Raw genomic sequence first — 11,794 nt, 5'->3', positions numbered from 1 at the left:
AATCGGCCGGCATGATATAGCAATTATCCATAATTTACATCCCTGCATTTTGCGCTACATTTGCATCACTTTAACGATAAAGCATCACAGATTGCCGGTTCTTTGCGCACTTGCCTGGCAGCGGTTTTGGCAAGCGGCAAAAAAGTGTCACAATACCCGGTAGCACTGAATTCGCTCATATAACAGGACTTTCATGACGCATTTACCTCAATTTTCCCGGGCACTGCTCCATCCGCGCTACTGGCTGACCTGGCTTGGCATCGGCCTGCTCTGGCTGATCGTGCTGCTGCCCTACCCGCTGCTGCGTCGTCTGGGCCGTCTGCTTGGCCGCATAGCCATGCGGGTGATGAAGCGCCGGGCGCGCATTGCGTATCGCAATCTGGAACTTTGCTTCCCGGAAATGGATGAAAAAGCCCGTCACGAGCTGGTGGTAAAAAACTTTGAATCCGTCGGTATGGGTCTCATTGAAACCGGCATGGCCTGGTTCTGGCCGGACTGGCGTATTCAGCGCTGGTTCAGCGTGCGCGGGCTGGAGAACATCAAAGCCATCCAGGCGCAGAAGCGCGGCATTCTGCTGCTCGGCGTGCACTTCCTGACTCTGGAACTGGGGGCGCGCATCTTTGGTATCAACGAGCCGGGCATTGGCGTCTATCGTCCGAACGACAACCCGCTGCTGGACTGGCTGCAGACCTGGGGCCGGATGCGCTCCAACAAGAGCATGATCGACCGCAAAGATCTCAAAGGCATGATCAAGGCGCTGAAGAAAGGCGAAGTGATCTGGTATGCACCGGACCACGACTACGGCCCGCGCGCCAGCGTGTTCGTGCCGTTCTTTGGTGTCGAGCAGGCGGCCACCACCACCGGCACCTGGATGCTGGCGAAAACCTCCGGGGCGGCTATCCTGCCGTTTGTGCCGCGCCGTAAGGCGGATGGCACCGGCTATGAAATGATCCTCATGGAACCAGAGTTCGATCCGCCGCTGGACGATGCCGAAACCACCGCCGCCTGGATGAACAAGGTGGTGGAGCGCTGCGTGATGATGGCCCCGGACCAGTACATGTGGCTGCATCGCCGCTTCAAAACGCGTCCGGAAGGCGTGCCCTCCCGCTACTGATCGCCCGCCCCCTGCCTGCTCAGGGGGCGTTTTTTTATGCTCATTCCCCCGTCCGGCTGCGAGCCGCGACAAACATCGTAAGATTTTTTATCCCCGCTCCTTGCTGTTTCGAATCTTCAGCTATCCTTTCCTGAAAACACACGTCTGTAATCAGGGAGAAACCTATGACCATGTATGCCACCTTAGAAGAAGCTATCGACGCGGCGCGCGAAGAGTTTCTCGCTAACAATCCTGGCATTGAAGAAGAGGATGCCAGCATTGAACAGTTCAACGTCCAGAAGTATGTATTACAGGATGGCGACATCATGTGGCAGGCCGAGTTTTTCGCCGAAGAGGGGGATGACGGTGAGTGTCTGTCGCTGCTGAGCGGTGAAGCGGCGCAGAGCGTCTTTGACGGCGACTTTGACGAGATTGAGCTGCGTCAGGAGTGGCTGGAAGAGAACACGCTGCACGAGTGGGATGAAGGCGAATTTCAGCTTGAGCCTCCCCTTGATACCGAAGAGGGCAAGGCTGCCGCTGACGAGTGGGACGAGCGCTAAGCGCTATTCATAAGGGCCGTGCGCGATATCCACCGGCAACAGTAGCGTATCGAACACCAGTGAAAACGGCAGATCGAGGATCGTTACATAGCGCCAGGCGGAATCACGCACGTCCCATTGCACGCCGGGGTAATACTGGTTGCCCTTGCCCTGCCCGGGAATGGTCCGGCTGATAATGCTGCCGCATCCCGAGAGCAAACAGGCAATTAACACCATCGCCACTGCTTTCATACCGCACCTCCCCTTTCTTCTGAGTATAACCACGCGTTAAAAAACCAAAAAAATACCGGCCCGAAGGCCGGTATGGTGTTGTGTACTGCGGTTAGCGCGTGTGGCGCAGCGCGTGCGGATTCATCTGCAGCGTATCGTAGTGGCTGACCCACGAGGAGTAGCGCTCCGGCGCAGACCAGACGCGATAATGCAGACGCGCCAGGGTTACCGGGTCGCTCAGCAGCACCAGGCGGCGGTCGCGATTCAGCTTTTCCGGGGTCTCGTTCAGCGCCTGCTCAACGTGACGATCGCGGGCAATCTCCAGCACCTGGCTGGCGCGGTGACGTGCGGTCGCCATACCGATTGCCAGAGCGTTGAATGCCGGGTTAAACACCGCATGCATAAAGCCGTCTTCCAGGGCGCGAGCGCGATTCATCTCCAGATAACGGTCAGTATCCACCAGCACCTGCGGCGGGTTGTACTCTTCCGGGATCAGGAACAGCTTCCAGCGTTTCGTGCGCAGGCCAACGGTAGCGCGGCTGGAAATCACCGACACGAACGGGGAGAGGATCAGCGAGAACACGATCGGTGCCAGCCAGAACAGGAAGCGCAGGTCGAGCCATGCCATACCGACCGCCCAGACCAGACCCAGCAGCATCTGCGAACCGTGGCGTTTGAAGGCTTCGATCCACGGCGTGGAGTCGTCATCACGCTGCGGCGAGTTCCAGACCACTTCCCAGCCGAGGAACGCGCTGACCACGAACACGGTATGGAACAGCATGCGCACCGGTGCCAGCAGCACTGAGAACAACACCTCAAGCAGCAGCGAGAGCGTAACGCGCAGGAAACCGCCGTACTCTTTCGAGCCTTTGAACCAGATCAGTACCACGCTCAGCAGCTTCGGCAGGAACAGCAGCACCATCGTTGAGGCGAACAGCGCAATGGCCAGCTCCGGACGCCACTGCGGCCATACCGGGAACAGCTGCCGTGGCTGCAGGAAGTACTGCGGCTCGGTCAGGGCATGCACCACCTGCAAGGCCGTAGAGAGCGCCAGGAACAGGAACCACAGCGGTGCCGAGAGGTAGGACATCACACCGGTCAGGAACACCGCGCGGTGCACCGGGTGCATACCTTTTACCAGGAACAGGCGGAAGTTCATCAGGTTGCCATGACACCAGCGGCGGTCGCGCTTCAGCTCGTCCAGCAGGTTCGGCGGCAGCTCCTCATAGGAACCCGGCAGATCGTAGGCGATCCACACGCCCCAGCCGGCGCGACGCATCAGCGCCGCTTCCACGAAGTCGTGCGACAGGATAGAGCCAGCAAATGACCCTTCACCCGGCAGCGGTGCCAGCGCGCAGTGCTCGATAAACGGCTTCACGCGGATAATGGCGTTATGGCCCCAGTAGTGCGACTCACCCAACTGCCAGAAGTGCAGGCCGGCGGTAAACAGCGGGCCGTAGACGCGGGTGGCAAACTGCTGGCAGCGCGCATAGAGCGTATCCATACCAGAGGCTTTCGGCGACGACTGGATGATCCCGGCGTTCGGGTTCGCTTCCATCAGGCGCACCAACCCGGTCAGGCAATCACCGGTCATCACCGAGTCGGCGTCCAGCACTACCATGTAGCTGTACTGATTGCCCCAGCGACGGCAGAAGTCATCGATGTTACCGCTTTTACGCTTCACGCGACGGCGGCGGCGACGGTAGAAGATCTGCCCTTCACCCTGCACTTCAGCGATAAGCTCCATCCAGGCTTTCTGCTCGGCAACGCAGATGTCCGGGTTATAGCTGTCGCTGAGAATGTAGACGTCGAAGTGCGCCTGCTGGCCAGTGGCTTTCACCGACTCCCAGGTGGCGCGCAGACCGGCAAACACGCGATCCACATCTTCATTACAGATTGGCATGATAAGCGCTGTACGGTGCGCCGGATCGATCGGCTCATCGCCCACCGTCGAGGCAGAGATGCTGTACTTATCCTTGCCAATCAGCAGCTGCAGGAAGCCCATCAGCGCGGTCCAGAAGCCCGCTGACACCCAGCAGAACAGGATGGCGAACAGGATCAGGATGCCGCTTTGCAGGATATACGGCAGCAGCTGCATGAAGGAGACCAGCAGATCCTGGCCCAGCATGTCGGACGGGTTAATCAGCGCCCAGCCCTGGTACGGCAGAATGGTTTTCATGTACCAGGTCGCGACCACGGTCTGAGAGAGCGTCAGCAGCAGCAGGATGTAGCGACGGATGGTGCCGACGATACGCCATTTCTGCTCCGCTTTTTGCTCCTCTTTGGAGAGACGCAGATAGCGCGGCGGTACGTCGCGACCGCGCAGACGATCCCAGAAGCGACCCACCGGGTTGGTGCGCCACGCTTCCGGGAACATCGACGAACGCGTCGCCTTCGGCATCGCCTGAATCTGCGTGCGCCCCTCATCATCAACGATGAGCTGCTCGCCGCGGGTGGCGTCGGGCCAGTTGTGCTCAAGGCGGGTCTTTACTGACCCGAGTGGAAAATCATCTTCACGAGAAAACGTCTGCCCTTCGCTGCTGAGCGCCTGATGAACGGCGCGGAGATCGTCCGCAGCCGCCACAATCACCTTCTGCTCAGCCGGAAGCGACAGCGCCTCGATATACTCAGTTTTCTTATTCATTGGCAGGTAGCTGGTAGCTCCAGGTTTCACTCAGTGGCTGCTCGCCGTTCACCAGAGCAGCACGCATTTCGGTGGTCTGCTTCGGATCTTTAAGTTTTACGCGCAGCATCAGACGCCAGCCTTTGGTGACCGGGTTATAGCGCACGCTGTTTTCAACGATTTCGCCATTGTCGCCAATGCTGGTCTGGGCGGTAACCGGGGTGTTTTCCGGCAGCTTTTTCATGGCCGCGCCGGCGAAGTCCACCACAAAGGCGATGGTGCCGTCCGGCTGACGGATCAGGTTCGACTGCTTGATATCACCGGTAGAGCGGCGGGTCTGCGTCACATACGCATTATCGGCAGCGTGGAGTTTATCTTCATCGCGGCTAAAGGTGATGGTGTACTTGAAGTTCATCTCCTTGCCGGCTTCAGGCAGCTGATCCGGTGTCCAGTAGGCCACGATGTTATCGTTGGTTTCGTCGTTGGTCGGAATTTCCACCAGCTCGACTTTCCCTTTGCCCCACTGACCCTGCGGCGTGATCCACGCGCTCGGACGTTTGTCGTAGCGGTCATCCAGATCTTCAAAGCGCGCAAACTCACGGCCGCGCTGCAGCAGACCAAAGCCCTGCGGGTTTTCGGTCGCGAAGGTGCTCACCGCCAGGTGTTTCGGGTTGTTCAGCGGACGCCAGATCCACTCGCCGTTACCGGCGTGAATCGACAGCCCGTTGGAGTCATGCAGCTCCGGGCGGAAATTGGTGGTCGGCGACGGCTGGTTTGGCCCGAACAGGAACATACTGGTCAGCGGCGCCACGCCCAGTTTGCCGACTTTATCGCGCAGATAGACTTTTGACTGCACGTCAACGGTGGTATCACGTCCCGGGGTGATCACGAAGCGATAGGCACCGGTAGCGCGCGGCGAATCAAGCAGCGCATAGATAGTCAGACGTTTATCAGCAGGTTTCGGACGCTCAATCCAGTACTCGCGGAAACGGGGGAACTCTTCGCCAGACGGCAGAGCGGTATCGATAGCCAGCCCGCGCGCCGAGAGGCCATACACCTGGCCGCCGCCGATAACGCGGAAATAGCTCGCGCCGAGCATGCTCAGAATTTCGTCGTTCTTATCTTTGCTGTTGATGGGATAAAGCACCTTAAAGCCGGCGAAGCCGAGATCTTTTACGGTGTCTTTATCATGCTGGACGTTGCCAAAATTGAAGTAGTCCGGGCTGTATTTGATACGGTTAACCGTGGTGCTGGTCACTTCATTGATTTTGACCGGCGTGTCGAAGTACATGCCCTGATGGTAGAATTCAAGCTTGAATGGGGTTTTGAGGGCGTTCCAGTACGCTTTATCGTGATTAAACTGGATCTGCTGGTAGTCCGCATATTTCATGTCGCGGAATACGGCAGGCAGGTTGCTTTTCGGCGCTTCATAGCCCTTGTCTGCCAGAGATTTTGCCTGTTTTGCGACATCATCGATAGTGAAGGCCCAAACCGAAGTGGTATAAAGGGACATCATCACTGCGGCGCCCAGCCAGCGCATTTTCAACATCTGTGTTTTATGTTTCATATAACTAAGCACTTCCCCCTTTGTGTGCTTAAATCAATCCAATCCATTTTAATGGAAACTTCCGCTTTCCGACAACACAATCCCCGCTTTGTTCACCGCACTGGCTCAGGGAATAAGCAGATTAAGCAAATGAAAGCGAATGAATTTCACTTTACGACTTTGTCCTGGAGACAGTGTGCGCTCGTTTGTGTAGGGTTGCCACCGAATGTAGACAGAAACTGTCTAAGGGATAAGACGATTAGTCCGAGAATATCCGGAGTTATATGACTGACACACCCGCCCAGCGCGAATACTTCCTCGACTCGATTCGCGCATGGTTAATGCTGCTGGGGATTCCGTTTCACATTTCTCTCATCTATTCGAGCCACGCCTGGCATGTGAACAGCGCCACGCCAACCTGGTGGCTTACCTTATTTAACGATTTTATTCACGCTTTCAGGATGCAGGTGTTTTTCGTTATTTCGGGTTATTTCTCTTACATGCTGTTTCTGCGCTATACGCGTAAGAAATGGTGGAAGGTGCGCGTTGAGCGCGTCGGCATTCCCATGCTCACCGCCATACCTCTACTGACGCTGCCGCAGTTTATTATGCTGCAGTACGTAAAAAGTAAAACCGCGGACTGGCAGGCGCTCTCGCTGTATGACAAATACAACACCCTGGTATGGGAACTCACCTCGCACCTCTGGTTCCTGCTGGTGCTGGTGATCCTGACCACCGTCAGCCTGTTTATCTTCCAGAAAATGCGCAATAGCGTGCGCTCGCCGCGCGCCGGTTTTTACGCCTCGCTGACGCCGCTGAAATTTATCGCGCTGTTTGCGCTGGCAGGCGTGCTGTATGGTGCGTTTCGCCGCGCCCTGCTGCTGGGCTGGGAACCGGTTCTGCGCGACGGGCTGTTTAACTTCACCGTAATGCAGACCCTGTTCTATCTGCCGTTCTTCCTGCTGGGCGCGCTGGTATTTAAGTATCCGGCGCTGAAAGCGAAGTTCCTGACGCTTTCGCCGACATACGCGGTGGGTGCGCTGCTGGCGTTTATTGCCTATCTGCTCAACCAGCGCTACGGCAGCGGCGATGCCTGGATGTATGAAACCGAGAGCGTCATTACTATGGTGATGGGCATCTGCATGGTTAACGTGGTGTTTGCCCTGGGCTATCGCCTGCTCAACTCACACTCGCCGCGCGTGACCTACTTCGTTAACGCCTCGCTGTTTATCTATCTGGTGCATCACCCGCTGACGCTGTTCTTCGGGGCGTACATCACGCCGCATATTGCGTCGAATACGCTTGGTTTCCTGTGCGGGCTGGTGTTTGTGGTCGGTCTGGCGACCGTGCTGTATGAACTGCATTTGCGGGTGCCGCTGCTGCGCTTCCTGTTTTCGGGCAAGCCGCAGAAGCGCCCTGCCCCCGCGCCGTCCGCCGGGTAACCGTCTACGCTCTCCTTGCTTATAAAGGAGAGCGTAGTCTCACAGCAGCCACTCCACCGGCAGCCGGTGGGCGAGACGCACCAGAATGCGCTGCCAGAGTCGGGTCTTCGGCTCCTTTTTCCACACCACCTCTTTCCCGTCCCGATCTTCGACCCAGTTGATACGTCCCCACTTATCGAGACGCAGCGCCCAGGCCGCTTCGCGCTGGCTGCGGGTAAAACGGGTGTGGATTTTGCCGGCCAGCTCTTCGCTCTCAATCACAAAGCCCATCTCGGTATTGAGCATCGCCGAGCGCGGATCGAAATTGAACGAGCCGATAAACACCTTATGGCGATCGACGCTGAAGGTTTTGGCATGCAGGCTGGAGCCGGAGTTACCGGTCAGCCCACGATCGTGCGGCAATGCGCCGGGCGGATGCTGCGGCTTCAGCTCGTAAAGCTCCACGCCGTGGCGCAACAGCTTTTTGCGCCAGCGCGCATATCCGGCGTGCACCACCGCCACATCGTTCGCCGCCAGCGAATTGGTGAGGATAGCGACCCGCACGCCTTTGCGCACCAGCCCCAGCAGCCAGGCTACTCCGGCCCGGGTCGGCACAAAATAGGACGAGATAATATCGATCTCCTCCTGCGGCTGGCCGATGCTGGTCAGCATACGCTGGGGCAGCAGCGTATGGCTGCGCGCTTTGCCCATGCCTTTGCGCGGATCGTCGCTCAGCAGGCGCGTCGGCGCCCACACCAGGCTCAGGGTGCCGGCTTCGAGATGCGTTGCGAAGGTGGAGGTTTCAAGGCGCTCAAGGTAGCGTTGGGTAACCGGGTCAGCTTCCCAGGCTTCCGGCAATTTGACGCGTCGGTCGATATCCGCCTCGTCAAGCTGCAGTACATCCTGCAGCGTTGAGACGCAGCGGCTGTTCCAGTAGCGCTCAAAATCTTTCGACACGTCTTCCACCACCGGACCAATGGCCAGCACGTCGAGATCGGAAAACAACGGCTGCTCGCCGGCGCCAAAGTAGGCATCCCCCACATTGCGCCCGCCGACTATCGTCACTTCGCCATCCACGGTAAAGCTCTTATTGTGCATACGCCGGTTAAGGCGGGCAAAGTCGGTGAGATAGCCCAGCGCACGCAGGGTGCGAAACGAGAACGGATTGAACAACCGCACGTCGATATTGGGATGCGCGTTCAGCGCGCGCAGAGCGTCATCCATGCCGATGGTGTTGTTGTCATCCAGCAGCAACCGGACGCGAACGCCGCGCTGCGCCGCCTCCAGCAGCGCCTGAAACAGCAGCCGCCCGGACATATCGTCCTCCCAGATGTAATACTGCACATCCAGGGTCTGCTCCGCCATGCCGGCCAGCAGATAGCGCGACGCAAACGCATCGAGGCTGTCGGCCAGCGGGTGCAGGCCGCACAGATCAGGGTGCGCACGTCGCGTAGGGGCGATGGCCCGCCCGAGACGCGTATTGTGCGCGGTGTCAGAGGGCAAGCTGGGCAAGTAAGCGCTGGTAAAGGCTGGTGTTTTCGTCGTCATAGCAGACAAAGTATACCTGCTCCGGTAGCGGATGCGTTGTCAGATAATCTGAAACCGTGTTGAAGGCAATCAGCGCCGCCGCGGCACGGGGATAGCCGTAAATGCCGGTGCTGATGGCGGGAAAGGCCACGCTGCGATAGTTGTTATCGCTGACCAGTTGCAGACTATTGCGGTAAGCATCCTGCAGCAGCTGTTCCTCCTGCATCTCGCCGCCGCGCCACACCGGGCCGACGGTATGGATCACCGCTTTCGCGGGTAGCTCTCCCGCCTCGGTGATCACCGCATGGCCGGGCGCGCACTCGCCCTGTTCCTGACGCACTTTCTTGCAGGCGGCCAGCAGTGCCGGTCCGGCTGCGCGATGGATAGCCCCATCGACACCGCCGCCGCCCAGTAAAGACGGGTTAGCGGCGTTAACAATCACGTCCACTTCCACCGTCGTGATATCTCCCTGCAAAATCTCAATTCGCGATTGCATAACAACGTCCTCAATAGGGTCTGCTATTGAGTGTAGATTACCGGCAAGGGAAGCGGTGGAAACAACGCGCCCGGCGTTAACCGGGCGCGTGAAGGGTCAGAAATCAACCGACATGGAGAGTTTGAGGGTACGCGGATCGCCCTGGGTGAGATAGGTCCCTGAATCGTCCACCGAGGCCCAGTATTTCTCATCGGTAACGTTCTCTACGGTAGCGCGCCAGGTCAGGGTCTGCTCATTAACCTTCATGCTGTAGCGCGCCCCGAGATCCAGCCGGGTCCAGGCATCGAGCTTGACGCTGTTGCTGGCATTAGCGTACTGAGAGCCGTTACGCAGCACCGCAGCGTTAAGCGTCACATTTTCCAGCGCCGGGACGTCCCATTCGCCGCCCAGCCGCAGCTGATAGCGCGGTACGCCGGGCGCATCATTGCCGTCGTTTGCGCCGCCCTGGGTTTTCGTTAATTCCGGTGCCAGCCACTGCGCGCTGCCCATCAGGCGCACGCCATACACCGGCTCGCCGAAGACGTTCAGCTCCATACCGCGGTTACGCTGTTCACCGTAGATACCGTAGTAGTTATTGCTGTCCATCATGCCGACCGGCTTTTCAATCTCAAACAGCGCCAGGCTGCCGCCAATACGGCCGTAATCCAGCTTGACGCCGACTTCATTTTGCTTAGTGCGAATCGCGCCCATTACCTGTCCGGCGTTGGTCGCTTTGCTGGACGCGGTCGGCCCCGGCTGCAGCGCTTCGATATGGTTCGCGTAGAGCGAAACGTTATCCCACGGCTTCACCACTACACCGTATACCGGCGTGACTTTCGTCGCGCTGAAGGTATCAGCTGGCTTCTCAACACCCTGATAGTCGTAGTTGTGGATCTCCACCTTCTGGCGGCGTAGCCCGGCGGTGATCAACAGGCGATCGTCAAACATGGAGAGCGTATCTGAAAGGGAGGTGCCCGTTGAACGGGTACGACTGGTGTAGTGCGGGTCGCCCATATTCCCGCCGCTGAATGCATCCTCCGACGGATAGGCAAGCACGCTCGGGTTATAGATATTAGAACCCGGAACAAAAGCCGACATGGTGTAGGAGGAGCCAGCTTTACGGTATACCCCGGAATAACCGAGGTTGATGCTGTGACCAACAAAACCGGTCTCGAATTTGCCCCGCACCCCGGTCATGCCTGAGACGCTGTCCGCGATATAGTGGCTATCCATGCGGCGGATCTGGGAATCTCCCTCATTATTGAGCAGAGTGGCGGAACCCGAGATCCCACGTTCATCAGTGTTTGCACCGCCCAGCCCCGCATACCACGTCCAGTCTGGTGCAAAGTCATACTCGCCGCGCAGCGCCGCAAAACGGCTGGACATATTGGTATTCACCCACGGCTGGCTGTAGTTGGTGCGGTTTTCCGGCACCTCGGGTGCCTGCGTCGCCTGACCCAGACCGACGCTGATACGACCGTAGCTACTGGTTATTTTCTGCCATCCGGCATCCAGAGAAGAACGGAAGCTGTCGCCTTTGTAATCCAACCCGATACTTGCCAGGCTGATGCGTTCCTTTTGCTCGTGCACCATGCTTTCACCTTCACGATGAAGCAAATTCACACGCACGCCGAATCGATCGTTCTCGCCGAAGCGACGACCAGAATCAATCGCTCCCCCCACCTGCCCACGCTGGGCGTAATCCACCGTCACGCGGTTAAGCGGTACGCTGCCAGCCCGCTTTGGTTCGATATTGATTGCACCACCCACCCCTGAACCGCCCGGGGTGACGCCATTCAGGAAGGCGTTAGACCCTTTGATAACTTCTATGCGCTCTGCGAGCTGCGAGCTGACAATCTGACGCGGTAGCACGCCGTACAGCCCACCAAAGGAGATATCATCGCCATCCAGCAGGAACCCACGGATGCGGTACGACTCGCCAAAGTTACCGTAGCTGCGCACCGGCTGTACCCCGGCATCGTAACGCAGAACGTCGCTCAGGGTGTTGGCCTGGGTATCTTCGATCATTTTCGCGGTATACCCGATGACGTTGAACGGCACGTTTTTCGCGTCCTGTTCACCGAGGCCGCCTAAACGCCCCCCGTTAGCCACCTGCCCGTCGAGATACGCCGGAACCAGCTCATCCCCCCCGGCGCGAAACGCGGCGTCAGGTGAAGCGGTAACGGTAATGGTGTCGTCAGGTTTGGTTTCCGCCGCCCAGGCGGGGGCGACGGCGAGGCTGACAGCCAGCGCCAGCAGGCGCGGACGTGCGCCGGGCCGGTTGAGAGGTAGTGAAATCATACATTTCCCTGCAAAAGTAATTAACAAGAACGATTATC

9 protein-coding genes are annotated in these 11,794 nt (G+C 58.3%); 3 read left to right on the top strand and 6 right to left on the bottom strand.

Annotated features, from left to right (window positions below; translation table 11 throughout):
- The first annotated feature begins 193 nt into the window (after window positions 1-193).
- Window positions 194-1,114, top strand: a complete 921-nt coding sequence (locus tag KFZ77_RS07130) for a Kdo(2)-lipid IV(A) acyltransferase (RefSeq protein ID WP_031520059.1) — start codon at window positions 194-196, stop codon at window positions 1,112-1,114.
- A 164-nt stretch (window positions 1,115-1,278) separates the two neighbouring features.
- The gene (locus KFZ77_RS07125) at window positions 1,279-1,653 is read left to right on the top strand and encodes a MysB family protein (protein WP_031520061.1); all 375 of its coding nucleotides are present in this window, start codon (window positions 1,279-1,281) and stop codon (window positions 1,651-1,653) included.
- Between the two features lie 3 nt (window positions 1,654-1,656).
- Here the strand turns inward: KFZ77_RS07125 and KFZ77_RS07120 are convergent, their stop codons facing one another.
- The 3 genes from KFZ77_RS07120 to mdoG form a co-directional block, all read right to left on the bottom strand.
- Window positions 1,657-1,884 (bottom strand): YceK/YidQ family lipoprotein, encoded by a 228-nt coding sequence (locus KFZ77_RS07120; RefSeq protein WP_031520063.1) that lies wholly within the window; start codon window positions 1,882-1,884, stop codon window positions 1,657-1,659.
- Between the two features lie 91 nt (window positions 1,885-1,975).
- Window positions 1,976-4,507, bottom strand: coding sequence for a glucans biosynthesis glucosyltransferase MdoH (mdoH, locus tag KFZ77_RS07115; RefSeq protein WP_264385845.1), 2,532 nt, complete (start codon window positions 4,505-4,507; stop codon window positions 1,976-1,978).
- Entirely contained in the window at window positions 4,500-6,035 is a 1,536-nt protein-coding gene (gene mdoG / locus KFZ77_RS07110) for a glucans biosynthesis protein MdoG (protein ID WP_152548358.1), read from the bottom strand. The genes mdoH and mdoG overlap by 8 nt, the downstream gene beginning before the upstream one ends.
- 281 nt (window positions 6,036-6,316) lie before the next feature.
- On the opposite strand from mdoG, the gene mdoC reads away from it, so the two are divergent.
- Window positions 6,317-7,474 (top strand): glucans biosynthesis protein MdoC, encoded by a 1,158-nt coding sequence (gene mdoC / locus KFZ77_RS07105; protein ID WP_264385844.1) that lies wholly within the window; start codon window positions 6,317-6,319, stop codon window positions 7,472-7,474.
- A gap of 39 nt (window positions 7,475-7,513) precedes the next feature.
- On the opposite strand, the gene KFZ77_RS07100 is transcribed toward mdoC, so the two are convergent.
- The 3 genes from KFZ77_RS07100 to KFZ77_RS07090 all read right to left on the bottom strand — a co-directional run bounded on the left by KFZ77_RS07100 (window position 7,514) and on the right by KFZ77_RS07090 (window position 11,756).
- Window positions 7,514-9,001 carry a phospholipase D family protein gene (locus KFZ77_RS07100; RefSeq protein WP_264385843.1) on the bottom strand — a complete coding sequence of 496 codons (1,488 nt, stop codon included), beginning with the start codon at window positions 8,999-9,001 and terminating at the stop codon, window positions 7,514-7,516.
- Window positions 8,946-9,476, bottom strand: a complete 531-nt coding sequence (ymdB, locus tag KFZ77_RS07095) for an O-acetyl-ADP-ribose deacetylase (RefSeq protein ID WP_031520072.1) — start codon at window positions 9,474-9,476, stop codon at window positions 8,946-8,948. Before ymdB ends, KFZ77_RS07100 begins: the two co-directional genes overlap by 56 nt.
- A 96-nt stretch (window positions 9,477-9,572) precedes the next feature.
- On the bottom strand, window positions 9,573-11,756 hold the full coding sequence (locus KFZ77_RS07090; protein ID WP_264385842.1) for a TonB-dependent receptor: 2,184 nt from the start codon (window positions 11,754-11,756) through the stop codon (window positions 9,573-9,575).
- Window positions 11,757-11,794 lie beyond the last annotated feature (38 nt).

Source organism: Siccibacter colletis, from assembly GCF_025914095.1.
Classification (GTDB): Bacteria; Pseudomonadota; Gammaproteobacteria; order Enterobacterales; family Enterobacteriaceae; genus Siccibacter; species Siccibacter colletis.
Note: the sequence above shows the minus strand (reverse complement) of the source record. Positions and strands in the feature narration are given on the sequence as shown.

Bases quoted from the DNA above. Each gene is read 5' to 3' on its own strand.
- ymdB (WP_031520072.1), bottom strand. From the start codon at position 9,476: ATGCAATCGCGAATTGAGATTTTGCAGGGAGATATCACGACGGTGGAA.
- KFZ77_RS07130 (WP_031520059.1), top strand. From the start codon at position 194: ATGACGCATTTACCTCAATTTTCCCGGGCACTGCTCCATCCGCGCTAC.
- KFZ77_RS07090 (WP_264385842.1), bottom strand. From the start codon at position 11,756: ATGATTTCACTACCTCTCAACCGGCCCGGCGCACGTCCGCGCCTGCTG.
- mdoG (WP_152548358.1), bottom strand. From the start codon at position 6,035: ATGTTGAAAATGCGCTGGCTGGGCGCCGCAGTGATGATGTCCCTTTAT.
- mdoH (WP_264385845.1), bottom strand. From the start codon at position 4,507: ATGAATAAGAAAACTGAGTATATCGAGGCGCTGTCGCTTCCGGCTGAG.
- KFZ77_RS07120 (WP_031520063.1), bottom strand. From the start codon at position 1,884: ATGAAAGCAGTGGCGATGGTGTTAATTGCCTGTTTGCTCTCGGGATGC.
- mdoC (WP_264385844.1), top strand. From the start codon at position 6,317: ATGACTGACACACCCGCCCAGCGCGAATACTTCCTCGACTCGATTCGC.
- KFZ77_RS07125 (WP_031520061.1), top strand. From the start codon at position 1,279: ATGACCATGTATGCCACCTTAGAAGAAGCTATCGACGCGGCGCGCGAA.
- KFZ77_RS07100 (WP_264385843.1), bottom strand. From the start codon at position 9,001: ATGACGACGAAAACACCAGCCTTTACCAGCGCTTACTTGCCCAGCTTG.